The 22,598-nt window shown below is 66.5% G+C and carries 21 protein-coding genes and 6 tRNA genes; 5 read left to right on the forward strand and 22 right to left on the reverse strand.

Translation table 11 applies throughout. The features are described from left to right. Positions 1-56: 56 nt before the first annotated feature. A complete protein-coding gene (locus IFT58_RS02735) occupies positions 57-1,343 on the reverse strand; it encodes a nucleotide sugar dehydrogenase (RefSeq protein ID WP_192080504.1) in 1,287 nt (428 codons plus the stop codon). Positions 1,344-1,453: 110 nt separating this feature from the next. Then, entirely contained in the window at positions 1,454-1,900 is a 447-nt protein-coding gene (locus tag IFT58_RS02740; RefSeq protein ID WP_188324444.1) for a BLUF domain-containing protein, read from the reverse strand. A 132-nt stretch (positions 1,901-2,032) separates the two neighbouring features. Between IFT58_RS02740 and IFT58_RS02745 the strand changes: the two genes are divergently transcribed. Beyond that, positions 2,033-2,119, forward strand: a tRNA-Leu gene (locus IFT58_RS02745). A 25-nt stretch (positions 2,120-2,144) separates the two neighbouring features. Here IFT58_RS02745 and hemN read toward each other — a convergent pair. Beyond that, on the reverse strand, positions 2,145-3,554 hold the full coding sequence (gene hemN / locus IFT58_RS02750; RefSeq protein WP_192093826.1) for an oxygen-independent coproporphyrinogen III oxidase: 1,410 nt from the start codon (positions 3,552-3,554) through the stop codon (positions 2,145-2,147). 49 nt (positions 3,555-3,603) lie between these two features. Then, positions 3,604-4,029, reverse strand: coding sequence for a group III truncated hemoglobin (locus IFT58_RS02755; protein ID WP_188324446.1), 426 nt, complete (start codon positions 4,027-4,029; stop codon positions 3,604-3,606). 182 nt (positions 4,030-4,211) lie between these two features. Between IFT58_RS02755 and IFT58_RS02760 the strand changes: the two genes are divergently transcribed. Together IFT58_RS02760 and IFT58_RS02765 are read left to right on the forward strand one after the other, a co-directional pair. Beyond that, positions 4,212-4,505 carry a hypothetical protein gene (locus IFT58_RS02760; protein ID WP_192093827.1) on the forward strand — a complete coding sequence of 98 codons (294 nt, stop codon included), beginning with the start codon at positions 4,212-4,214 and terminating at the stop codon, positions 4,503-4,505. Then, on the forward strand, positions 4,502-5,548 hold the full coding sequence (locus IFT58_RS02765) for a 4Fe-4S dicluster domain-containing protein (RefSeq protein ID WP_342029526.1): 1,047 nt from the start codon (positions 4,502-4,504) through the stop codon (positions 5,546-5,548). Before IFT58_RS02760 ends, IFT58_RS02765 begins: the two co-directional genes overlap by 4 nt. 1 nt (position 5,549) lies before the next feature. Here the strand turns inward: IFT58_RS02765 and IFT58_RS02770 are convergent, their stop codons facing one another. Continuing rightward, positions 5,550-5,786 carry a hypothetical protein gene (locus tag IFT58_RS02770; RefSeq protein WP_192080499.1) on the reverse strand — a complete coding sequence of 79 codons (237 nt, stop codon included), beginning with the start codon at positions 5,784-5,786 and terminating at the stop codon, positions 5,550-5,552. Between the two features lie 232 nt (positions 5,787-6,018). Between IFT58_RS02770 and IFT58_RS02775 the strand changes: the two genes are divergently transcribed. Next, on the forward strand, positions 6,019-6,192 hold the full coding sequence (locus IFT58_RS02775) for a hypothetical protein (protein ID WP_188324449.1): 174 nt from the start codon (positions 6,019-6,021) through the stop codon (positions 6,190-6,192). A gap of 259 nt (positions 6,193-6,451) precedes the next feature. Continuing rightward, positions 6,452-7,105, forward strand: coding sequence for a glycoside hydrolase family 19 protein (locus IFT58_RS02780; protein WP_192080497.1), 654 nt, complete (start codon positions 6,452-6,454; stop codon positions 7,103-7,105). 448 nt (positions 7,106-7,553) lie between these two features. Here IFT58_RS02780 and IFT58_RS02785 read toward each other — a convergent pair whose 3' ends face one another. The 17 genes from IFT58_RS02785 to IFT58_RS02865 all read right to left on the reverse strand — a co-directional run bounded on the left by IFT58_RS02785 (position 7,554) and on the right by IFT58_RS02865 (position 22,488). After that, positions 7,554-8,024, reverse strand: coding sequence for a hypothetical protein (locus tag IFT58_RS02785; RefSeq protein ID WP_192093828.1), 471 nt, complete (start codon positions 8,022-8,024; stop codon positions 7,554-7,556). Positions 8,025-8,446: 422 nt separating this feature from the next. Continuing rightward, a tRNA-Cys gene (locus IFT58_RS02790) sits at positions 8,447-8,520 on the reverse strand. Positions 8,521-8,587: 67 nt separating this feature from the next. After that, positions 8,588-8,663: transfer RNA gene (locus IFT58_RS02795), tRNA-Gly, on the reverse strand. A 155-nt stretch (positions 8,664-8,818) separates the two neighbouring features. After that, positions 8,819-8,894 (reverse strand) — tRNA-Gly (locus IFT58_RS02800). A 154-nt stretch (positions 8,895-9,048) separates the two neighbouring features. Next, positions 9,049-9,124 (reverse strand) — tRNA-Gly (locus tag IFT58_RS02805). Positions 9,125-9,211: 87 nt separating this feature from the next. After that, positions 9,212-9,287, reverse strand: a tRNA-Gly gene (locus tag IFT58_RS02810). 48 nt (positions 9,288-9,335) lie between these two features. Beyond that, a complete protein-coding gene (gene pgsA / locus IFT58_RS02815) occupies positions 9,336-9,959 on the reverse strand; it encodes a CDP-diacylglycerol--glycerol-3-phosphate 3-phosphatidyltransferase (protein ID WP_188324456.1) in 624 nt (207 codons plus the stop codon). A 9-nt stretch (positions 9,960-9,968) separates the two neighbouring features. After that, on the reverse strand, positions 9,969-11,810 hold the full coding sequence (uvrC, locus tag IFT58_RS02820; protein ID WP_188324457.1) for an excinuclease ABC subunit UvrC: 1,842 nt from the start codon (positions 11,808-11,810) through the stop codon (positions 9,969-9,971). Further along, entirely contained in the window at positions 11,807-13,219 is a 1,413-nt protein-coding gene (locus IFT58_RS02825; protein ID WP_192080492.1) for a hypothetical protein, read from the reverse strand. Before IFT58_RS02825 ends, uvrC begins: the two co-directional genes overlap by 4 nt. 64 nt (positions 13,220-13,283) lie before the next feature. Then, positions 13,284-14,054, reverse strand: a complete 771-nt coding sequence (gene kdsB / locus IFT58_RS02830) for a 3-deoxy-manno-octulosonate cytidylyltransferase (protein ID WP_192093829.1) — start codon at positions 14,052-14,054, stop codon at positions 13,284-13,286. Positions 14,055-14,088: 34 nt separating this feature from the next. Beyond that, entirely contained in the window at positions 14,089-15,108 is a 1,020-nt protein-coding gene (lpxK, locus tag IFT58_RS02835) for a tetraacyldisaccharide 4'-kinase (protein WP_192093830.1), read from the reverse strand. After that, a complete protein-coding gene (gene msbA, locus IFT58_RS02840) occupies positions 15,108-16,856 on the reverse strand; it encodes a lipid A export permease/ATP-binding protein MsbA (RefSeq protein ID WP_192093831.1) in 1,749 nt (582 codons plus the stop codon). Before msbA ends, lpxK begins: the two co-directional genes overlap by 1 nt. Further along, complete coding sequence (locus IFT58_RS02845; protein WP_188324462.1) at positions 16,853-17,275, reverse strand: biopolymer transporter ExbD; 423 nt, start codon at positions 17,273-17,275, stop codon at positions 16,853-16,855. Before IFT58_RS02845 ends, msbA begins: the two co-directional genes overlap by 4 nt. Before the next feature lie 3 nt (positions 17,276-17,278). After that, a complete protein-coding gene (locus tag IFT58_RS02850; RefSeq protein ID WP_192093832.1) occupies positions 17,279-17,956 on the reverse strand; it encodes a MotA/TolQ/ExbB proton channel family protein in 678 nt (225 codons plus the stop codon). A gap of 3 nt (positions 17,957-17,959) precedes the next feature. After that, positions 17,960-20,401, reverse strand: a complete 2,442-nt coding sequence (locus tag IFT58_RS02855; RefSeq protein WP_192093833.1) for a DNA internalization-related competence protein ComEC/Rec2 — start codon at positions 20,399-20,401, stop codon at positions 17,960-17,962. 66 nt (positions 20,402-20,467) lie between these two features. Continuing rightward, positions 20,468-21,814, reverse strand: coding sequence for a HAMP domain-containing sensor histidine kinase (locus tag IFT58_RS02860; protein ID WP_188324465.1), 1,347 nt, complete (start codon positions 21,812-21,814; stop codon positions 20,468-20,470). 2 nt (positions 21,815-21,816) lie between these two features. Then, positions 21,817-22,488 (reverse strand): response regulator transcription factor, encoded by a 672-nt coding sequence (locus IFT58_RS02865; RefSeq protein WP_192080481.1) that lies wholly within the window; start codon positions 22,486-22,488, stop codon positions 21,817-21,819. Between the last annotated feature and the right edge of the window lie 110 nt (positions 22,489-22,598).

A 22,598-nucleotide genomic window follows, 5' to 3' on the forward strand; every position in this document is an offset into this window, starting at 1 on the left:
CTTTGCGTAGCTGTGGCCAGTCTACCCCGCCGCTGATCAACGCCCCGCCAATGGCCTCAGAGCCGGTCGTCCACCACGTCACGCGGCCAGGCCGATTTGACGTCATAGACGACACCCTGCGGTGCCAGCAACGCCTTGATCGCGGCCGCATCCATCTGCCGGAAGCGCTGGTGCGCCACCGCCAGCACGACCGCGTCATACACCCCTGCTTCGGCCTCGGCCACCCATTCGACGCCCGCATCCTGAAGCGCGGCCGGCCCGACCCAGGGGTCCTGTACCTGTACGCGTGCGCCACTGGCCTGCAGCTGCTGGGCCAGTTCCAGTGCACGGCTGTTGCGCAGGTCCGGGCAGTCTTCCTTGAAGGTGACGCCCAGCACCAGCACGCGCGCTGCCTCGGGTGCTCGCCCACGTCCGGCCAGCAACGACAGCACGCGCTGGGTGACATGTGCACCGACGCGATTGTTGACCTGTCGCGCGGTGTGGATCAGATCGGGGTGGTAGCCCACGCTTTCCGATTTGTGCAGCAGGTAATACGGGTCCACGCCAATGCAGTGCCCGCCCACCAGGCCCGGCCGAAACGGCAGGAAGTTCCACTTGCTGCCCGCCGCTTCCAGCACGTCCTGCGTATCGATGCCCAGCTTGTCGAAGATCAGCGCCAGCTCGTTGACCAAGGCAATGTTGACGTCGCGCTGGATGTTCTCCACCACCTTGGCCGCTTCGGCCACGCGCATGGACGGTGCCGGGAAGGTGCCGGCCGTGATGATCTGCCGGTACAGCGCATCCACCACGGCGGCGACGTCCGGCGTGGAGCCGGAGGTGATCTTGCGGATGTCGGCCAGGCGACGCTGGCGGTCACCCGGGCTGACCCGCTCCGGCGAATAGCCGCAGAAGAAATCTTCGTTGAAGCGCAGGCCCGAACCGGCCTCGAGCAGCGGGATGCACACTTCTTCGGTGGTGCCGGGATATACCGTGGATTCGTAGATGACCAGATCGCCGGGCTGGAGCACGCTGCTCACCCGTTCGCTGGCCGAGCGCAACGGCCCCAGGTCGGGCTGCTCATGCACGTCGATCGGCGTCGGCACGGTGATGATGTAGACATTGCACGCCGCAAGCTCACCGGCATCGGCCGTGCAGCGCAGGTGCGTGGCCTGTGCCAGTTCGCCGTCTTCCAGCTCGAGGGTGTGGTCATGGCCCTGCTGCAGTTCGGCCACGCGAGCGGCATCGATGTCGAAGCCCAGGGTGGGGAACAACCGGCCGAAAGCGACGGCCAACGGCAAGCCCACATAGCCCAGTCCGATGATCGCCGGACGCGGCGACTGCGCCGCCGACAGCGGCGTACTCATGCCATCCACCGGCAGCACGTGATGCGATCGGAACGTTCCATGGCGCACCCGGCTCCTGCATAAAGAGCGACAAGGTTAACCGCCCTGCTGGTCGCTGACCACGTCCTGCCTCACGACCCCAGGCTGACCGCCGCAGGCTCCAGCTCGCCGCCGCCGCCCATCCAGGTGTACAGCAGCCGCTCGAAGCCGTGCCCAGCCAGCGCCGGCTCCAGCGAAAGACCTTCCCATGGCGCGTCCACGATGGCCGCCAATGCCTGGGCATCGATCTGCCGGCTGGCCATGGTCCAGCGCGGAAACCAGCGCGCCTGCACGCGTGCGCTGGCCAATTGTCGAAGGCCGTGGTGTCGACGCGCGTTGACCACCCGGGCATAGACCGAATCCAGTCCATCAGCGGGGCCCTCCAGATACTGCAGAAAGCGCGCACCATCGAACATCAGCACGCCGGTGACCCCGGCCATGCGATTGAACGCGGTGGCATCGGCCATCAGCCCGTCCAGCTCGGCGAGGGACAGTTCCGCCCGGGCCTGACTGACATAGACAATCGCGCGCAGTGGCATGTTTCCCTCCCCAGGTACGCCTGATTCAAATATGGCATGAACCTATTAGTGTTGGTAGGTAATACAGAAACGAATTGCCGGCGGCACGTCACCATTCCAAATTGGCGCCGCGTGGTGCACCCTATGCGCGCGGCCCGGATGGCGAAACTGGTAGACGCATCAGACTTAAAATCTGCCGACCGCAAGGTCATCCCGGTTCGATTCCGGGTCCGGGCACCAGCCATCACCCTTGCGTCTGCACCGCTCAGATCGCGAGCGAATACTGCGCCACAGGTGCTGATTGCGACAGATATCGATCAAAACACATGGCCAGCAGGCGCAGCAGCGGCCTGCCCTGCTCGGTCACGCGCACGCGCCCTTCGATCACCTCGGCCAGCCCATCGGCCTGCAGGGCCGCCAAGCGTGGCAATGCATCGGCGAAGTACGTGTCGAAGTGCTCGCCGCGCGCGGCGCACACCGCGGCAACGTCCGCTTCGCCGTGGCACATCAGCTGCTGGATGATCTCCGCACGCAGCACATCGTCGGGGTCCAGCTGCAGTCCGCGCCATACCGGCATGAGGCCGGCATCCACCGCGGCTTCCCACGAGGGCAGGTCGCGCGGATTCTGGCTGTAACTGGCACCGACGTTGCTGATCGCGCTCACCCCCAGCCCCAGCAGATCGGTATCGGCATGGGTGGTGTAGCCCATGAAGTTGCGATGCAGCTGCCCTGCCCGCTGCGCGAGTGACAGGTCCTCTTCGGGCAGCGCGAAATGGTCCATGCCGATGTATTGATACCCCGCCGCCATCAGCTGCTGCACCGCCAACCCCAGCAGGGCGAGTTTCTGTTCCGGCGCGGGCAGCTGGGCTTCGTCGATCTGCCGCTGCGCCCGGAACACGTGCGGCAGGTGCGCGTAGCCGTAAACCGCCAACCGGTCCGGACGCAAGGCCAGCACCTGCTGCAGCGTACGCCCGAATCCCTGCGGGGTCTGGCCCGGCAATCCGTAGATCAGATCCACGTTGACCGAGCGCATGCCGTAATCGCGGCAGGCCTGCAGGATGTCGAGCGTCTGTCCGACCCCCTGCACGCGGTTTATCGCCACCTGCACGGCCGGATCGAAATCCTGGATCCCCAGGCTGGCCCGGTTGAATCCCAGCTCGGCCAACAGCGCCACGTCGTTATGGTCGATGAAACGCGGATCCAGCTCGATCGAAAAATCACGCGACGGCGAGGAACTGAACGTGAAACGACGCCGCAGGCCACCGACCAGCTCGACCAGCGCGTCGCGGGTCAGAAAGTTCGGCGTGCCACCGCCCAGATGCAGTTGAATCACCTCGCGTCGCGGATCGACATGCGACGCCAGCAGGTCTGCCTCGGCCAACACGCGGGCCACATAGGCCTGGCCGCGACTGCGGTCGCGGGTGATTACCCGGTTGCAGCCACAGTAGAAACACGGACTGCTGCAGAAGGGCACGTGCACATACAGCGACAGCGCCTTGCCCTCTCCGTTGCTGGCAGCCAGCGCATCGGCCAGCTGCCGTTCGCCGAAGCCATCGTGGAAGTGCGGCGCGGTCGGGTAGGAGGTATAGCGCGGGCCGGCCTTGTCATGCCGCTGCAGCACCTCGGCATCGAAGCACCAGGCCAGGCCACCGTGCACGGGAGAGTACGTATCCATGACGCAAGCATCCCGCCAATGGACACGCCGCGCTTTGACCCAGATCAAATCAGCCGACGATCGGCAGGCCAAGCGACGGTAAGCGCAGCATCCGATAGCGCTTCCAGAAGGTATCAGCGATACGCGCGGCGATATCGTCGGCAAGCCGCTGCATGTCTGGATTGCCGCACTCCGCCGAGGTCAGCCGGAACAGCGCCAGCCAACGATCAAACAGATCGCGGTCCATGTCGTCGATCGCCATGTGCTTGGACATCGGCGAGCCCTGGAAACGGCGGGTGCCGCGCAGCAGGGCCGACCAGAAATCAACCAGCTGGCGCAGGTGCGTAGGCCAGTCGACGACATGCGCGGTGAATACCGGGCCGAGTCGGGGCTCGTCGCGCACGCGGGCATAGAAGTCATGTACCAGACGGGTGACCTCTTCCTCCGTACACAGATCGGGCGAAGCGTCAGGCAGGGGCAGCGGGGCAGTGTCCATGGGATCCAGCAGGTGTCGAACCGCGATTATCCCACCGCGCGCGCGTGAGCGCAGCGGGCGGACCCTGCAGCGCTTGATCCAGATCAATGCCTGCGCCGGGCGGGCTTCCTAGATTGATCGCTCGCCGGCGCGCGATGCACCCGCAGCCCGTCGCCCCACTGCCTCCTGCCGGACTGACCCGCATGCCGCTGTCGCCTGTCCCTCATCGCCTGCCCTGCCGACAACGCGTCGAGCGGTGGGGGATGGTGCTGTGGCCCAGCTTCATCGCGGCGGGGCTGGCCAGCGGGGTGTTCTTCGCCTTCGTTGATCCACTGCGCTTGTGTGCCATCACCTTTCCTGACCACGTGATCAGCCGTGAACTGGGCTACACGCTGGGGTTCTTCATGTTCTGGACGGTCACCGCCGCCTCCAGCGCCGTCACCGCGTACCTGCTGCGGCCGATGGATGCGGATGACGATGAGGTGCCGTTGGGGTGAACTGGCTGCTGCGCACGCCCTATCTGCGAACCGGACTGACGCTTGCGCTGCTGGCAGGCTTCTACGGGTTGCCGTGGCTGCAGTGGAACGGCCGACAAGCCCTGTTGCTGGATCTCGTACAGCGCCGGTTTGACCTGTTCGGGCTCACCCTGTGGCCGCACGATGTGGGCCTGCTGTTGGCTCTGCTGGCGTTTGCCGCCGTGTTGCTGGCGCTGTTCACCCACCTGGCGGGGCGACTGTGGTGCGGCCATGCCTGTCCGCAGACGTTGTGGAGCCAGTTGTTTGGCTGGGTGGAACGTGGCACCCGGTGGGCACTTCAAGGCGCATCCGTTGAGCCGCTGTTGCGGCATGCGCTCTGGGCCTGCCTGGCCTTGGCCACCGGCCTGACCGTCGTCGGCCTTTTCACGCCGTTCCACCCGTTGCTGATGCGGGCGGTGCAGTGCCGGCTGGGTGCCTGGGAAACGTTCTGGATCGTGTTCTATGCTGCCGCGACATGGGGCAATGCAGGATTCCTGCGCCGTCATGTGTGCAGGGCGCTGTGTCCGTTTGCACGCGTCCAGCCCCTGCTGGCCGATGCGCATACGCCGCGCATGCTCTACCTGGCGCCGCGCGGCGAGCCCCGAGGCATGCGCGCTGCCGGGCTGGGCAGCGTGGCGGCGCGCGGCCGGGGGCTGCTCGACCCCACTACCGCGCAGGACTACGTGTTTCGCGCCGCACATCCTGAACTTGCCGGGTCCATGCCGCTCTTCGCCGCTGACCGGCTGGGGGACTGCGTCGACTGCCGCCTCTGCGTCAGCGCCTGCCCGGTAGGGCTGGACGTACGTGAGGGGCCACAGGCGGATTGTCTGGCGTGTGGCGCATGCCTGGTGGCCTGCAACAACGTGCAGCACGCCACCATGGGCACCTCCGGGCTGATCCGTTACACGAGACCCGACCACGGCCTGTCCGCGCCACGCAGGATGCTGCGACCGGCCACGCTGGTGCTGCTGGTCCCGCTCTGCGTGCTGGGGGCGTGGCTGGTGGCGCGCCTGTTCGCGGGCTGACTCAGCGCGCTGGCGACTCGGCAGGTGGCACAAGTTGCGCCTGCCGCACGATGCCAAGCTGCTCGATCAACAACGCCATTTCATTGGTGACCTGCGTGCGCTGGCCACCTTGTGGCACCAATCGCGCGAGCACCTGCTGGTAGGTATTCCAGAACTCTGGACCGCATCCGTGCTTCTGGTAACTGTCTTCCAGCTCGTGGCGGACCTGGTCTGCCAGATCCTGCGTGCCGTAGTCCATGTACGACCCTCCAAGGAATAAACGCCCGGTTTCGACTCTCTCGTCCAGAAAGCCTGCTTATGCCGCCTATTGAATTAGTCATAAATTTGACTACACGTCAATGACAAGAAGAACACATCGTCGGCATAAACCTGAACTATTTACCTGCTCCCGCCAGGTTACGTCGCCTACTACCGACACCGCCCTCACCCCATACCGCTAAGGTTGGTGAAAACAGACAGGTGAGACGAGCATGCAACTGACGACCGAGCAGCGCAGGATCCTTGAGGACATCCACGCAACGCGTGAGGTGTCTGCCGAAGACGCGACGTGGGCGGTCAAGGCCGGCTTGGCCGTACAGGCCGAAGATGGTGACATCGACCTGAGCCAGGAAGGCCGGCAGCAGGTCGAGCCGATCGTCGGCTGAGACCTACCCCGCCTGTGGGTGCAGCCGCTGCGCAGGCTGACAGGTTGCGCCATGCCCCATGCGACGCCGCGGGCTGCGTACCACGCGGCGGCGGGGCGCAGCGGACGGAACAGAGGGAGATCAAGCGAGCCTGCGGCACTGTGTAGGCTGCACGTCGCGCGCAAGCTGCCGTCTGCTGACAGGACACAGCGGCTACACCGCGTTCGTGCAGCCTTATCGCGCGCAGGGCCGATGCGCGCCTCGGCTCCCGGAGCGTCAGATGCTCACCGCAGCACACCTTTCGCAAATTCTCATGTGCCCGTTGACGCTGGCGCAGCGTTGGGCAGACCCGTTGAACGTGGCCATGGACACCTTCGGCATCACTACACCGCGGCGCCAGGCCCACTTCCTGGCCCAACTGGGGCATGAAAGCCACAGCCTGCAGACGTTGCAGGAACTGCTGTCGTACAGCCCCAAGCGCATCCGCGACGAATACGGCTGTCGCGTTGCCGAAGCGGAACATTCGTCCTACGCGCGCAAGCCGGAGCGGCTGGCCAATCGCGTGCACGCTGATCAAGGTGGCAACGGCGACGAAGCCAGCGGCGATGGATATCGATATCGCGGTCGCGGACCGTTACCGCTACGCGGGCGTGGCGACTATCGGCGCATCGGCGTGCTGATCGGCATGCCACTGGAAGAACAACCCGAGTTGATGGAATCCCCGGAAGTGGCTGCGCTGGCGGCAGCCGCATGGTGGCACGACGCCGGACTCAATGTGCTGGCCGACAAGGACGATCTGCTGTCGATAAGCCGACACGTCAACCTGGGAAGTGCCGCCTGCAAAGCGACACCGCAGGCGCTGAGCGAACGCGGCGCCCGCACGCGCCGTGCGCTGCTGGCGCTGGGCACGATGCCGCGCGCAGATGGCTGGTAGAGACGCGCAATGGCATGCGACTGATGCCCGCACGCGTCGTGACGTGTTGGCGCTGGCCACACTGATACCCGGTAGAGCCGACTTCAGTCGGCTGCCGTTGCGGCTGCCGTTGCGATTGCGGTTGCGGTTGCCGTCGCCGTCGCCGTCGCGGCTGCTGCGATGCGGGACGGCAGCGGACTGAAGTCCGCTCTACCAGACTGGTTTACCTCTACCCGGAGGCAGCCTTCTGTTGCCTCAGTGGCGCCCCAACGACGTCAAGGATCACGCATGGCGAACTCAAAAACCGCTATCTCCGCTGCCGCATGCCTACTGCTCTGCCAAGGCGCTACAGCCATGCGGGATCCCTGTGACCCTCGCGAAAAGTATTGAATGACCCGAGCGCGGCGAAGAGTGAACGCACTAGCGCGCCCCCTGATTCAGGCGTGCACAGGGCCAAGGACTGCAGGGCTCATCGCACTTCCAACTGCTTTCCAGCCGACGCCTTGATCAGCTCCCGGCCAGCAACCAACAAGCCATCTACCAGGTGCTCTCCAAGCAGCGACGCGCTATCTCCATCGCAACGCGCTATGTGCTCGGCGTGGAGGATTTCCAAGGCCGCATCCAAAGCCTGCATCACGCGGATTGGCACGGCGACTTTACCGACGCGCTCCAGTTCGGCGGACGGGTCTACCTCCGGTGCGGGCAGCGACGGCACCAGCGTCAGGTGGGTCAGTCGAGTACTCGCAGGATGCTCAGCCGCGTACTGCTGCAGACGGCGTTCCAGCGTCTCGATGAACTTCTGCGGCACGTCGTGAATCTGCTCGCCCAGCAGGGAGGCAAGACGCGCGGAGCTCAGGGGATGTTCGGTAGTCAACGGCAGGACCTCGCAGAGAGGCCACCTGCGCGGGAGCGCAAGGTGGCGGGCGATGCGGGTTGCCATACCGGGTGAGTAAACCATTAACCGGCGGATCAGGGATCCCCCGCATCGCCTGCCATGAAACCGATAGGCGATGCAGTGCATTCTCCGCCGTGCCCCGGAGGGCAGAACAGAGTCAACGGTTAACTCACTAACAGGATGGCAATCCCGGCTGATGCCCCGTGGCACCAGCTGGATCATCGTGCGCAGCGGCAAGTGCCTGCGTCCATGAGGAAAATTGCGAAGTTCCGCCCATGTGCGCCATGTATCCCGCGTAGCCATCAAAGACATGAGATGGCGCGAAGCGCGGGGCCAGAGATGACGCCGGATTGGCCACCATCCATACGGCAATGGGCAGCATGCGACATGCCGCCAAGACCGCCGACCGAAGCACACGCCGAATTACAGACATAAAAAAAGCCCTGATCAAGATCAGGGCTTTAGTCTGGAGGCCTGGGTCGGAATTGAACCGGCGTACGCGGCTTTGCAGGCCGCTGCATAACCACTCTGCCACCAGGCCGGTGTACAGCAACCAAGGATGCGAGACCCTGGTAAGACGAAGTTCCGTGTTGGAACCTGTCGGGATTTGGAGCGGGAAACGAGACTCGAACTCGCGACCTCAACCTTGGCAAGGTTGCGCTCTACCAACTGAGCTATTCCCGCGTGAGGCCGACATGCTACCGGATGACCCGGGACCACACCAGCGTTTTTCACGCTTCAACACATCGTTTTTCCCGTTGCAGGCCGCTGCGTGGCGCCGCTGCCCCGCGCAGCCAGCGCGGGAGAAAAACAAAGCCCCTTCCGGGGCCCGGTAAAACTGGAGCGGGAAACGAGACTCGAACTCGCGACCTCAACCTTGGCAAGGTTGCGCTCTACCAACTGAGCTATTCCCGCGTTTTCTTCGACCTGCGCCGAAGAAGCGATATTGTGTCTAAAAACCTTCATCTCGTCAAGCCTGTTCATCTGCAATCGAACAGTCCGGATGCTGGTTTTCCAGCGCGGGATGCAGGCAAAAAAAAGAAGCCACGTGGGCTTCTTTTCGAAAACCTGGAGCGGGAAACGAGACTCGAACTCGCGACCTCAACCTTGGCAAGGTTGCGCTCTACCAACTGAGCTATTCCCGCTTGGGAGGCGGCATTCTACAGCAGCCAGCGCAGGAGTCAAGAAACGCGAAAACAAAAAAAGAGGCCTTTCGGCCTCTTTTCAGATTCTGGAGCGGGAAACGAGACTCGAACTCGCGACCTCAACCTTGGCAAGGTTGCGCTCTACCAACTGAGCTATTCCCGCTTGGGAGGCGGCATTTTACCTGTCTTCACATCGGTGTCAACAGGCCTTTCAGCCGCCTTTCTTCAATCGCGCCCGTTCGCGTGCCGCGCGTTCATCGGCGCGCAGGCTCGGCCAGGCGGCATGCAGATACTGCAGGCCCGAATACAGCGTCAGCATGGCGGCGATCGCCAGGGTCCAGTCGCCGATATGGAACACCGGCGGGCCCATCCAGATCGACTCGACCGGAGTGTTGGGCGCTACGGAATACAGCAGGCACAGCAAGGCCACCATCTGCGCGGTGGTCTTGACCTTGCCGATCATCGCCACGCGCACCTTCGCGCGCTGGCCCAGTTCCGCCATCCACTCGCGCAGCGCGGACACGGCGATTTCGCGGCCGACGATGACCGCCGCCCAGAAGGCCATCCACGGGGTCGGGTGCCCCTGCACGATCAGGAACAGCGCCACGGCCACCATCAGCTTGTCGGCCACCGGGTCCAGGAACGCGCCGAACGCCGATTCCAGCTTGTAGCGCCGCGCGATCCAGCCATCCAGCCAGTCGGTGATCGCTGCCAAGCCGAACAGGGCCGCCGAGGCGAAGTTCGTCCATGTATAGGGAAGATAGAACACCAGCACCAGCACCGGGATCATCAGGATCCGCAGCAGTGTCAGCCAGGTGGGGAGGGTCAACGTCATCAGATCTCTCTACTCGCCCGCCGCATTCGGCTCGGGCAGTCCATGAAGGTTAGCGTAGATACGGGCAGCGAGGGCATCGTTGATGCCCTCGACCTTGGCTATTTCCGACTCGCCTGCCGCCTTCAGGCCGACCAGTCCGCCGAAATGCTTGAGCAGGCTGGCCCGCCGCCGGGGGCCGATGCCGGCGATATCTTCCAGTTTGCTGGTCATCCGCGCTTTCTGGCGGCGGCCGCGGTGGCCGGTGATGGCGAAGCGATGCGCCTCATCGCGCACCTGCTGGATGAACTGCAGGGCCGGCGAGGCCGCGCCCGGGCGCAGCTCGCGGCCGTCGGGCAGCACCAGCGCTTCGTGTCCGGCACGGCGTTCCGCGCCCTTGGCCACGCCCACCAGCAGCACGCCTTCCACGCCCAGGTCGGCCAGCGCTTCCTGCGCCTGGGTCAGCTGGCCGGCACCACCGTCGATCAACAGCACATCCGGCAGCACGCCCTGCTCTTCCACCGCCCGGCGGAAGCGTCGGTCGATGGCCTGGCGCATGGCCGCATAGTCATCCCCCGGCTCGATGCCGGTGATGTTGAAACGGCGATACTGCGCTTTCACCGGACCGGCGGCGTCGAACACCACGCACGATGCCACCGTGGCCTCGCCCATGGTGTGGCTGATATCGAAACATTCCACCCGCTTCACCGGCTCGGCCAGGCCCAGCATCTCGCGCACGGCCTCGCTGCGCGCGTGCTGCGAATCCCGGCTGTTGAGCTCGGTGGCCAAGGTGAGCTGCGCATTGCGGCTGGCCAGTTCCAGATACCCCGCGCGTTCGCCGCGGACGTTCCACTTCAACTGCACCTTGTGCTCGGCGGAGGCGGACAACGCCACCTCCAGCAGCGACGCATCGGGAATTTCGCGGTCCAGCAGGATCTCGCGCGGCGGCTGGAATTCCACGTAGTACTGCGATACGAAGGCGCCCAGCACTTCGTCCGGACTGTCTTCGCCATTGGTGCGCGGGAAGAACGGCCGCGTGCCCATGTTGCGGCCATCACGGAACGCCAGCAGCATCACGCAGGCCTGCGCTCCGCGCGTGGCCACGGCCAGCACGTCCAGGTCGGCCGCGCGGCCATCGACATACTGCCGGGTCTGCATGCTGCGCAGCGATTTGACCAGGTCACGCAACCGCGCAGCCTGTTCGAACTCCAGCGACTCGCTGGCGGCCTGCATCTGTTCGCCCAGCTCGCGGGTCAGGTCATCACTCTTGCCTTCCAGGAACATGGACGCCCGGCGCACCGATTCGGCGTAGTCTTCGGCCGGCACCAGCTCTACGCACGGCGCACTGCAGCGACCGATCTGGTACTGCAGGCAGGGCCGCGAGCGGTTGCGGAAGACGCTGTCTTCGCAACTGCGCAGCTTGAACAGCTTGTGCATCAGGTTCAGCGTTTCGCGCACGGCGGTGACGCCGGGATACGGGCCAAAGTAGCGGCCCGGCACCGCGCGCGGGCCGCGGTGCAGCGCAATGCGTGGCCACTGCTCGCGGGTCAGCAGGACGTGCGGATAGGTCTTGTCATCGCGCAGCGACACGTTGTAACGCGGCGACAGCGATTTGATCAGCTGGTTTTCCAGCAGCAGCGCTTCGCCTTCCGAGCGCGTGACCGTTACGTCCATCCTGACGATCTGCGACAGCATCGACATGATGCGTGCGTTCTTCGGGCTGCCGTTGAAGTAGCTGCCGACGCGGTTGCGCAGCGCACGCGCCTTGCCCACGTACAGCAGCGCATCGTCGGCACCGTACATGCGGTAGACGCCGGGCGCGGTACTCAAGGCAGCGGCGAACGCCTTGCCATCAAAAGCGGGTACTTCGTTCATTCGGTGATCGGCACTTCGCTCAGCACGCCACTGGCGGGGTCCAGCCGCAGTACGGCATGTGCATCGGTCTCGGCGATCCATACCGCGCCCGCGCCGGCCGCCAGCCCCGCCGGCCCATGCAGCCGCCGTGGCAGCGCCTGGGTCAGCAGCTCGCCACCGCCCAGCCGCAGCGTGCGCAGCCGGCCATTGCCGGTATCGGCGATCCACAGCAGCGGCGCATCCGGGCTCAGTGCGATGGCCTGCGGGAACTGCAGGCTGGCCTGCTCGCGCGGGCCGTCTTCGGCACCGTGGCTCCACATGCCCTGCCCCACCAGCGTCTGCACCAGGTCACCGCGCAACTGCAGCGACCGGATCGACGACCCCAGCGCATCGGCCACGTACAGCGCCTGCTGCACTACCGCCAGCGCGGTAGGCTGGGCAAACGCCGCCACGTTGCCGGCGCCGTCGCGCTGATCGAGGATCCCGCTCCCGGCGCGCCGCTGCAGGCGTCGCTGGCCGAGGTGATAGCTCCATATCCGGTTGTCACCGGCCATGGCGATGTGCAGTTCGTTGTCGGCCAGGGCAAGGCCGATGGGGTGATTGAGCTGCGAGGACCGTGGATCGCTCAGCTCGCCCTCCACCGGCTCGCCGCAGCGCCCGTTGCCACACAACGTGTCGACCTGGCCGGTGATGATGTTGATCCGCCGCAGGGCATGGTTGCCGGTATCGGCGACGTACAGGCATTCACGTTCCACCACCAAGGCCTGCGGGCGGTTGAACGCCGCCTCCTGCGCGCCGCCATCCATCAGGTCGGCGGTGCCCTGGCCGAACTGGCGCAGTACACGGCCGCCATGGCTGCATTCGAGGATGCGGTGATGTCCCGTGTCGGCGATGTACAGCCGCTCGGTGGTTACCGCCAGGCCGGTAGGAAAGCACAGCGGCACGCGGGGCTCTGGATTCAACTCGCGCAGCGGCGCGATATCGGCAGCCTGCGCGCCGGCACACAGCTCGTTCAGGCTGCGATCCAGCTCGCCGGGCTGCCCCAGGCCGACCAGTCGGCCACTCTCACGGCCATACACATCCATCATCACCATCGTCGGCCACGCGGTCACGCCGAACCGGCGCCAGCCATCCCAATCGCTGTCGAGCAGTGCGATCGAGCTCAGCCCCTGCCGCCGCAGCAGCTTCAGCGATGCTGCCTGGTCGCGTTCGAAATCGAAGCGCGGCACCTGCAGTACCAGCACCTGCAGGCGGCCCGGGTTGCGCGACTGCCAGTTGGCCACTTCGGCCAGACGCTGCGCACACCAGACCGACGCCGCGTTGACGAACAGCAGCGCCAGCGGTCGGCCACGCAGTTCGCTCAAGGTGGCCGGCGCAGCATTCAGCCACGTGGCGAATTCGGGGAGATCCTGGACGGGTTGGGCATTCATGCGCTGATTATGCCGGAGACCGTGTCATGCAATCGTTGTGCCCCCAGACCCTGCCGGCCAAGCCTCACGCCTGCCCGGTGGCCAGCAGCGCTTCGGCCCGCGCCAGGTCTTCCGGCGTATCGATGCCCGGCGGGAACGGGGCCGGTGACAACGCCACGCTGATCGGAAAACCGGCCTCCAGCACGCGCAACTGTTCCAGATTCTCGACCTGCTCCAGCGTTCCCGGCGGCATCGCCGCGAACTGCTGCAGGAAGCGGGCGCGGTAGCCGTAGATGCCGATATGACGCAGCCAGCGGTGACCGTCCGGCAGCACCTCGCGGCTGCGCGCAAAGCCATCGCGGTGCCAGGCGATCGGCGCGCGGCTGAAGTACATCGCCTCGTTGCGCACGTTGCGTACCAGCTTGACCACGTTGGGGTCGAACAGGGTTTCGGCGTCCTCCACAAGGGTCGCCAGGGTGGACATCGGTGCCTGGCCATCGCCCAGCGCCTCGGCCACGGCGCGGATGCCGGCTGCCGGCGCGAAGGGCTCATCGCCCTGCAGGTTGACCACCACCGTGTCATCGACCCAGCCGGCGATCCGCGCGCACTCGGCCAGCCGGTCGGTGCCCGATGCATGCGCAGCGTCGGTCATGGCCACGTTGACGTCGGCCAGCCCGCCCAGCGCATCGGCGATGCGCGTGTCGTCAGTGGCGACCCAGACTTCGCGCGCACCGGCCAGCAGCGCGCGTCGCGCCACGTGCAGCACCAGGGGCTCGCCACCCAGCAGCCGCAGCGGCTTGCCGGGCAGGCGCGATGCCGCATAGCGGGCAGGAATGGCGACGACGAAGTCAGTCATGGGAACAGTCCTTTCAGGCAGTTCGCGCGGTACATCAGCCCGCACGCAGTTTCTCGAGGCGATCGGTCAATGCCACCCAGAAGGCAGCAGGCAGGTCGGCCTGCAGCGGCACCGCGAAATGCCAGTCGTTGGCGAACGCGCGGCACTTCACCGCGTCTTTTTCGGTCATCAGGATCGGCAGCTCACTGCCGAAGCGCAGATCAGCGACCTGGTAGGCGTGATGATCGGCGAAGGCATGCGGCACCACACCGATGCGCGCGGCACGCAGCATGTCGAAGAAGCGCTGCGGATTGGCGATGCCGGCCACCGCATGTACGCGCTGTCCGGCGAAATGAGAAAGTGCACGCAGGCGCCCCCCCACCAACGGCTGGGCGCTGTCGATGCGCAGGGTCATCGCCCATTGGCCGAAACCGCAGGCACTTTCCGCTGCTTCACCGCTGCTTGAGCCGAGATTGACGACGCGGAAATCGCATTCCGACGCGCGGGCCACCGGCTCGCGCAAGGGGCCGGCGGGCAGCAGGCGGCCGTTGCCATAGCGACGCTGGGCGTCGATGACTTCGATCTCGATGTCGCGCGCCAGGCGGTAATGCTGCAGACCGTCATCGCAGACGATGACATCGCAGCCGGCATCCACCAGGGCTTTGCCGGCAGCCACCCGATCACGGTCCACGCGTACCGGCGCGCCGGTTTTCCAGGCGATCAGCACCGGTTCGTCACCGCCCAGATCGGTGGGCGTATCGGCGTCCACCCAGCGCGCGGTCTCGGCCGCGTCGCGGCCATAGCCACGACTCGCCACGCCCGGCTTCCATCCCGCATCGCGCAGGCGCTGTACCAGCGCGATGGTCAGGGGCGTCTTGCCGGTGCCACCGGCGGTAATGTTGCCCACCACGATCACCGGCACCGGCAGGCTGTGCTGCTTCAGCCAGCCGCGCCGGAACAGCCGTCGACGCAGCCCGGTCACCGCCGCATAGACGGGGCTGAGCAGGCGCATGCCGAACGGAATCGTCGAGCCGTCGTACCAGTAAACCGGTGTCTGCGTACCTTTGCCGGACATCAGGCCTGCCTTTCGCGGAACTGCATCTTGTACAGGTGCTCGTACAGGCCACCCATCGCCAACAGTTCGACGTGGGTACCCCGTTCGACGATGCGTCCCTGGTCCATCACCAGCACCTGGTCTGCGTGCTCGATGGTGGACAGGCGGTGCGCGATCACCAGCGTGGTGCGGTCCGGCATCAGGCGCTGCAGGGCGTCCTGCACCAGCCGCTCGGATTCGTTGTCCAGTGCCGCAGTGGCCTCGTCCAGGATCAGGATCGGCGCATCACGCAGAATCGCGCGGGCGATCGCCAGGCGCTGGCGCTGGCCACCCGACAGCAGTGCACCGTTTTCGCCGACCGGCGTCTGCAGCTGCTGCGGCAGGCGGGCGATGAACTCCCAGGCGTTGGCTGCCTCGGCGGCACTGCGGATCTGTTCTTCGCTGGCATCCATGCCGTAGGCGATGTTGGCCCCGATGGTGTCATCGAACAGCATCACCTTCTGCCCCACCATCGCCACCTGCCGACGCAGGTCGGCCAGCGGGTAGTCGTCCAGCGATACGCCATCCAGCGTGATGCGTCCGCCACTGGGCTCATAGAAGCGCGGCACCAGGCGGATCAGGCTGGTCTTGCCACTGCCCGAGCGGCCGACCACGGCGGTCACCGTACCAGGCGCCGCGACGAAGCTGATGTCATCCAGCGCCGTGCCGGCATCTTCGCGATAACGCAGCATCACGTGCTCGAACGCCAGCTCGCCGCGCGCCCGGCCGATGCGCTGATTGCCCTTGTCACGCTCCACCGGCATATCGAGGATGGAGAACAGACGTTCGGCAGCGGCTACGCCGCGCGAAATCGACGTCTGCACGCTGGTCAAGCGCCGCAGCGACGGAATGATGGCCATCATCGAGGTCATCAGGCCCATGAACTGGCCGGCATTGAGCTTGCCCACCAGCGCCTCGCGCGTGGCGACCCAGACGATCACTGCCAGCGCCAGCGCCGCCAGGAACTGCACGGTGCTGGAGGCGAACGCGCGCGTGGTCTCCACCTTCATGTTCAAGCCGAGCATGCGGTTGGCCAGCCGCGCATAGCGGCTGATCTCCAGCTGCTGCGTGCCATGCACCTTCACTTCCTGCTGTGCGGCCAGGGACTGTTCGGCCGTGGCCGCCATGGTGCCCATGCCGTCCTGGATGCCGCGACTGATGCGCCGGTAGCGCTTGCCCACGAAGGACACGATGACCCCGATAAGCGGCACCACCACCAGCATCGCCACGGTCACCTTGACACTCATCTGCAGCATCACCACCAGCATCGCGATGATGGTCAGGGTGTCGGCCACCAGCGTCTTCAGCGCATCCGCACTGGCCTGGGTGACCTGCTCGGTGTCGAAGTTCAGGCGACTGACCATCACCGGCGTGGCTTCGGTATCGAAGTGCGACGACGGCAGGTGCAGGTACTTGTCCAGCACCTGCTCGCGCAGGTCGCGCACCACGCTGCGTCCGGTGCGTGCCAGCGTGTAATCGCTGACCAGCGTGGCCAGGCTGCGCATCGTGAACAGGCCCAGGATGGTCAGCGGCAGGATCACCGCCATGCGCGGTTCCGGATTGACGAAGCCCCGATTGACCAGCGGCTCCATCAGCTTGGTGAAGTGATAGCCGGCCAGGGCTTCAACCACCATGGCCACCACGGCAGCCACCATGAACACCCAATAGGCGCGTGTGTAGCCCAGCAGGCGTTTGTAGATCGGCCAGACGGGCGCGTGTTTGGAACTCATTGACGCACCTCGGGAGCGGTCGCGATGGAAATCCTGCGGAAGCCAAGCTGGCCCAGCGCATCCTGCGCGGTGACCACGGCCTGGTAGGGAGTACGTGCATCGGCGCGCAGCAGCACCGACTGCGTGCGGTCTTCACCGGCAACGCTGGCGATGGTCTGCTTGACCGACTCCACGTCGGTGCGCAGCACTTCCTGGTCGTTGACGAAGTAACGGCCGTCGGCGTTGATGAGAATGCTCAGCGCGCGCGGCGGCTCGCTGTTGGCCTGCTGGCTGGCATGCGGCAGCTGCACCTGCAGCGTGGACCGCGCATCGAAGGTGGTAGTGACCACGAAGAAGATGATCAGCACCAGGATCACGTCGATCAGCGGCACCAGGTCGATGTGCGGCTCATCGGCGGCACGGTCGTTGCGGATGCGCATCCGTCAGACCTTGGCCGGGGACGGCGCGGCGGACGCGGTCGCCTGGCCGGCCGCGCGGGCAGCCGTCGCCAGTACGCTGGGACGCCCATCGAGCGCATCCAGCAGGGCGCTGGCTTCCTGCTCCATTTCGATCACGTAACCGTTGATGCGGCCCTTGAAGTAACGGTGGAACATCAGCGCCGGGATGGCCACGATCATGCCGGTCGCCGTGCACACCAGCGCCTTGCCGATGCCACCGGCCAGCTGGTTCACATCACCCACGCCGTGGTCGAGGATGCCCATGAACATCTGGATCATGCCGACCACCGTGCCCAGCAGACCCAGCAGCGGGCCGGCCGAGGCGATGGTGCCCAGCGTGTTGAGGAAGCGCTCCATGCGATGGACGAGGAAGCGCCCGGTGTCTTCGATGCGCTCGCGGATCTGGTCGCGCGGTCGGTTGCGCGCATCCAGCGCGGCAGCCAGCAGAGCGCCCAGCGGCGAATTCGCCCGCAGGGTCTGCAGGTGCGCCGGATCCAGCTTGCCGCGCGCGGCCCAGTTGCGCACATCCTGGCCCAGTCCCGGCGGCAGGACCTCGTTACGGCGCAGGGACCAGAAACGCTCCAGGACGATCGCCAAAGCCAACACACCCAACAGCAGCAGCGGCACCATCGGCCAGCCACCGGCCTTGACCAGTTCCCACACGTTTCAACCCTCCGGCCCAGCGGCCGCCTGTTTGTCCACCGATAGGATAGCAGCCGCCCGCGTCCGCCCCGCAGCATCCCACCAGCGGCCAGCATGCGCACGTTGTTCGCGCACCTGCAGGCCCTGCCCGCCCAGCCAGACGCGCACGGCGCCCGATTCGGCGGTGTTCAGCACTTCGGCCCCGACCGCACGCCAACGCGCCACCACCTCTGCCCGCGGATGGCGGAAGCGGTTGCGATGACCGGCCGACACCAGCGCAAGCCGCGGCGACACCGCCGCCACCCAGGCGGCGCTGGACGACCCGGCACTGCCATGGTGCGGCACCAGCACCACCTGCGCGGCCAACGCCGCGCGGTCGCCGCGCAGCAGGGCCGCTTCACTGGACGCGCCGATGTCACCGGCAAGCAGTACGGCCCCGTGCGCGGTGGCGATACGCAGCACGCAACTGCTCTCGTTCCCGCGCTCGGCATGGCCAGGTGCGGGATGAAGCACCTGCAGGTCCACGCCGTCCCAGTTCCAGCGCTGGCCACGGTGGCAGGGCGTGGCCACGGCGATGCCGGCCCCCAGCGGCGCCGACACGGGGACTTCGGGGAACGCCGCACGAACGCCAGGCAATCCGCCCGCGTGGTCAGCGTCACCGTGGCTGAGCATCACCCGCTGCGGCGGCCCGGTGCCCAAGGCGCGCAGGGTTGGCACCACCACGCGTTCACCGGCATCGCTGCCTGCACCCGGTGGCCCGAGGTCGTACAGCAGCACGTGGGTGGCCGTGCGCACCAGCACCGCCGTGCCTTGGCCGACGTCCATCACCAGCAGCTCCACCTCGCCCGCAGCCGGCGCTCCCCGCGATGGCCACAGCAGCGGCAGGCACAACAAGGGCGCTGCCAGCACGCCCCCCCTCCCCCGTGGCAGCAGCCACCAGAACACGCCCAGCAGCGCCATCGGCAAGGTCCAGCGCGGTGCTTCCGGCAGCCACCACACTGCCCCACTCCATTCAGACAGGGGCTGCAGCCAGCGCCAGCTCAGCGCGAAACTCCAGTCGGCCAGCTGCCACAACCACTGCCCCAGCCCAGCGTGGAGGGCCTCAAGGGCCGTGCCGAGCAGGGCCAGCGGCACCACCACCAGGCTCCACCACGGCACCACCGGCAGATTGACCAGCGGCCCGATCCGCGAGGCCTGGCCGAACAGACTGATCCCCAGCGGCAGCAGCGCCAGAGTGGCAACGCCCTGTGCAGCGAAAAACGGCTTGAGGATGCCGCGCAAGCCTCCCTCCGGCCGTCCACCACCGGGCAGGCACCACAGCAGCCACAGCACGCCACCGAAGCTGAGCCAGAAGCCAGCCACCAGCACAGACAGCGGCGCGACCAGCAGGGTGGCGAATGCGGCCAGCGCCAGCGACTGGCCCCAGGCCATGCGCCGTCGGCCGCAGCGCGCCAACGCCACCACCACGATCATCAAGGCCGTGCGTACCGTGGGCAGCGCCAGCCCCGCCACCAGCGCATAGCACGCTGCCCCGACTGCCGCAGCCAGCGCCACCGCGATAGGCCGCGGCAACAGCATCGGCAGCAGGCGGGTACATCGCCACAGCAGGCTGGCCATCAGCGCGACGCCGCCCGCCACCAGGCCCACGTGGAAGCCGGAGATGGCGATCAGATGGGTCAGGCCCAGCGCCCGCAGCTGCTCCCAGTCGGTGTCGGACAAGCCGCGCGTATCGCCAAGCGCCAGGGCAGCGATGAAGCGCGACGTCGGCCGCTGCAATGCCGCGCTGATGCGCGCGGACATCCGCTCGCGCCAGGCACCCAGCCCTGTGGACGGCGCGATCTCGCGCGCATTGCCGCCATCGCGCACGGACCCGGTTGCGGTGATACCCAGCAGCAAGGCATGTCGTTCGCCATCGAACCCGCCGGGGTTGATCCGGCTGCGAGGTGCACGCAGGCGCAACGGCAGCTGCCAGCGCGATCCTGCCTGCACGCTGCGGCGTTTTTCCTCCGCTGCCGGTTGCGTGGAGGGACGTGCCGAAGGCCGCGCGAACGGCGCGCTCCAGTAGACCTGCACCCGCCGCCCGCGCAATGCGACCGGCAGCTCAGGGTCGTCTGCGATGCGAAGCAGAAAGCGGCTGTACGTGGGGTGGTGCTCAGGCAGGTCGATGACGGTGCCGGTCAGCAGCTGGTCACGGGGAGGATCCTGTGGCGGCAGCTGCGCGGCCAGGGCCCAGTGGCCATGCACGGCCGCCCAGCCGCAGCCGATCAGCAGCATGCCCAACCATCGACCGCGCCAGCGCAGCAGCCAGAGCAGCAGGCCCACCGCGCATCCCGTCCAGGCGGCGGCGACGGGAGGCAGCGCCGGCAGCTGGCAGCATGCCGTGGCGCCGGCCACCAGCGCCGCCGCGCTGGACGTGCCCAACAGGCCCGGCGGCACGACGAGATGATCGCGGATCTGTCCCCCCATGCCGCCAGCATCGCGCGGCCGGTCGCCGGCTCGTATCGGCGCAGTGCCCGACCGCGTGTCGGGGGATCAGTCGGGTCGGCGCACTGTGCGGTGGAAGGCGATGCGGAAACTGGCACCGCCTCCCGGCGCCTCGCCCACCGAAACGGTCCCCTCATGGTGCTGGACGATTTCCTTCACCAGATGCAGGCCCAGCCCACTGCCACCGCCAGCGGCACGCAGCCGATGGAACGGCTCGAAAATAGCCTGACGATCGTTCTCCGGCACACCGGCACCCTGGTCCGATACTTCCAGCGTCCCACGGCTGTCCAGGCTCACGCTGATGGTGCCGCGCCCCCCGCCGTGCACGATGGCGTTGTGCACCAGATTGGCGAGCACACGCCCCAGTGCGATGCCATCACCGACGATCCACACCGGCTGTTCCGGTGCATCCACCTCGAAGCTGTAGCCCGCACCGATCACCAACGGCGCAAGTTCCGCCGCGGCCGTGCGCGCCAGCATCGCCAGATCGAGTGGCTGCAGTTTTTCCACGCTGCGGTCCAGGCGCTGCAGATCGAGCAGATGCTCAGCCACATTGCCCAGCCGCGCCACGTCGTTGAGCAGTTGCGCCTTCAATGCGCCTTGCGGCAGCTGCGACAGGCGCGCCTGCACCACGGCAATCGGCACCCGCAGCTCATGGGCCGCATCCGCCAGGAACTTGTCACGCGCGGCATAGCCTTGCTGGACTTTGCCGATGGCATCGTTGAACGCACTGACCAGCGGCGCGATCTCGCTGCTGACCATCTGCGTATCCAGCCGTGCGCCTGCCTTGCCGATATCCAGCTGCTTGGCCTGCTGGGCGAGACGGCGCACACCGCGCATCGCACGGTGGATCACCAGCGGCATGACCAGCAGAGTCACCACGATCAGCGGCAGGAAAAACCACGGTCCGATCAGCCGCAGCACCAGCAGCGCGCCCTCCCACATGCCGCCCTTGGGCTGCCCGCCGACCATGACCGTCAGCCGTCGGCCGTTCTCCTTGCTGATCATGATGCGGGCCGCATCAAGGTAGGGCGGCGTCAACGATCCCAGCTCGCTGTAGCCCACCCGCTCCAGGCGGGAGAGCAGTTCGCGATGGATCTCCGGCACCGCGCCCTCGGACAGGCGGTTGCCGCGTTCGTCCACCGCCACGAACCACAGGTTGCCGCCAGCGCGTGCATTGAGCGCGTCCCAGCGCGCGCGGTCCAAGGTGATCGCCGTGCCATCCCCGTGCAGCGCTTCCACTACATCGTCGGAGATGAACATGTCCATCTGCACCGAATCCTGGTCACCCCAGGTCAGGATCAACGCCATCACCGCAATGAGCACGGTGAACACCTGCGCCAGGCACACGCGCCACGCCAGGCCGAGGGAAATAGAGCGGATATCGGTGTTCATCCTCATACCTCGGCCAACAGGTAACCCACGCCGCGGATCACATGGATTTCCACGCGCGCCCCGGCCTGCTGAAGCGCCTTGCGCAGCTTGGAAATGTGCGCGTCCAGCGCGTTGGACTGGATATCATCGTCAAAGCCGTACACCGCCTCTTCCAGCGCGCTGCGCGTGACCGTGCGCCCCTGGCGCAGGGCCAGGGCCTGCAGCACCAGCACCTGCCTGCGCGGCAAGGGAAGCGCATGGCCTTCCACGTCGGCCTGCAGGGATTCGAAATCGAAGGTCAGGTTGGCCAGCCTCAGCACCGGCGCCACCATCTCGCTCGGTCGCCGCGCAACAGCGCGTATGCGCGCCATCAGCTCCTCGATGGCAACCGGTTTGACCAGGTAGTCGTCCGCGCCCACGTCCAGGCCTTCCACCTTGTCGCTGAGACTGCCTTTCGCGGTGAGCATGATGACCGGGATGTTGGGACGCAGGGCGCGCGCCACCGCGACGAAATCCGCACCGTCACCGTCGGGCAACTGGCGGTCCAGCAGCACCAGTTGGTGCACCGGCTCGCGCAGCGCGGCCGTCGCGGCGGCCAATGTATCCACGGCATCGGCGACCACACCCTGCCGTTCCAGCCCTGACTGAAGGGCGCGGGACAGATCAGGGTCGTCTTCAACCAACAGGATGCGCATGGGGAACCGGTAGGCCAGGGAGGAACAGCGTGGATGATAAGCCCCCCGGCCGCCGCGCAATGTTCCGACAATGTTGATGTCGCATCGTGCACGGACCGCTTCTGTATCGA

The sequence above is a fragment of the Stenotrophomonas sp. CFBP 13718 genome, from assembly GCF_014842145.1.
Taxonomy (GTDB): domain Bacteria; phylum Pseudomonadota; class Gammaproteobacteria; order Xanthomonadales; family Xanthomonadaceae; genus Stenotrophomonas.

Coding starts and splice junctions, on each gene's coding strand:
- IFT58_RS02735 (WP_192080504.1), bottom strand. CDS start 1,343: ATGAGTACGCCGCTGTCGGCGGCGCAGTCGCCGCGTCCGGCGATCATC.
- IFT58_RS02740 (WP_188324444.1), bottom strand. CDS start 1,900: ATGCCACTGCGCGCGATTGTCTATGTCAGTCAGGCCCGGGCGGAACTG.
- hemN (WP_192093826.1), bottom strand. CDS start 3,554: ATGGATACGTACTCTCCCGTGCACGGTGGCCTGGCCTGGTGCTTCGAT.
- IFT58_RS02755 (WP_188324446.1), bottom strand. CDS start 4,029: ATGGACACTGCCCCGCTGCCCCTGCCTGACGCTTCGCCCGATCTGTGT.
- IFT58_RS02760 (WP_192093827.1), top strand. CDS start 4,212: ATGCCGCTGTCGCCTGTCCCTCATCGCCTGCCCTGCCGACAACGCGTC.
- IFT58_RS02770 (WP_192080499.1), bottom strand. CDS start 5,786: ATGGACTACGGCACGCAGGATCTGGCAGACCAGGTCCGCCACGAGCTG.
- IFT58_RS02775 (WP_188324449.1), top strand. CDS start 6,019: ATGCAACTGACGACCGAGCAGCGCAGGATCCTTGAGGACATCCACGCA.
- IFT58_RS02780 (WP_192080497.1), top strand. CDS start 6,452: ATGCTCACCGCAGCACACCTTTCGCAAATTCTCATGTGCCCGTTGACG.
- IFT58_RS02785 (WP_192093828.1), bottom strand. CDS start 8,024: ATGGCAACCCGCATCGCCCGCCACCTTGCGCTCCCGCGCAGGTGGCCT.
- pgsA (WP_188324456.1), bottom strand. CDS start 9,959: ATGACGTTGACCCTCCCCACCTGGCTGACACTGCTGCGGATCCTGATG.
- uvrC (WP_188324457.1), bottom strand. CDS start 11,810: ATGAACGAAGTACCCGCTTTTGATGGCAAGGCGTTCGCCGCTGCCTTG.
- IFT58_RS02825 (WP_192080492.1), bottom strand. CDS start 13,219: ATGAATGCCCAACCCGTCCAGGATCTCCCCGAATTCGCCACGTGGCTG.
- kdsB (WP_192093829.1), bottom strand. CDS start 14,054: ATGACTGACTTCGTCGTCGCCATTCCTGCCCGCTATGCGGCATCGCGC.
- lpxK (WP_192093830.1), bottom strand. CDS start 15,108: ATGTCCGGCAAAGGTACGCAGACACCGGTTTACTGGTACGACGGCTCG.
- msbA (WP_192093831.1), bottom strand. CDS start 16,856: ATGAGTTCCAAACACGCGCCCGTCTGGCCGATCTACAAACGCCTGCTG.
- IFT58_RS02845 (WP_188324462.1), bottom strand. CDS start 17,275: ATGCGCATCCGCAACGACCGTGCCGCCGATGAGCCGCACATCGACCTG.
- IFT58_RS02855 (WP_192093833.1), bottom strand. CDS start 20,401: ATGGGGGGACAGATCCGCGATCATCTCGTCGTGCCGCCGGGCCTGTTG.
- IFT58_RS02860 (WP_188324465.1), bottom strand. CDS start 21,814: ATGAACACCGATATCCGCTCTATTTCCCTCGGCCTGGCGTGGCGCGTG.
- IFT58_RS02865 (WP_192080481.1), bottom strand. CDS start 22,488: ATGCGCATCCTGTTGGTTGAAGACGACCCTGATCTGTCCCGCGCCCTT.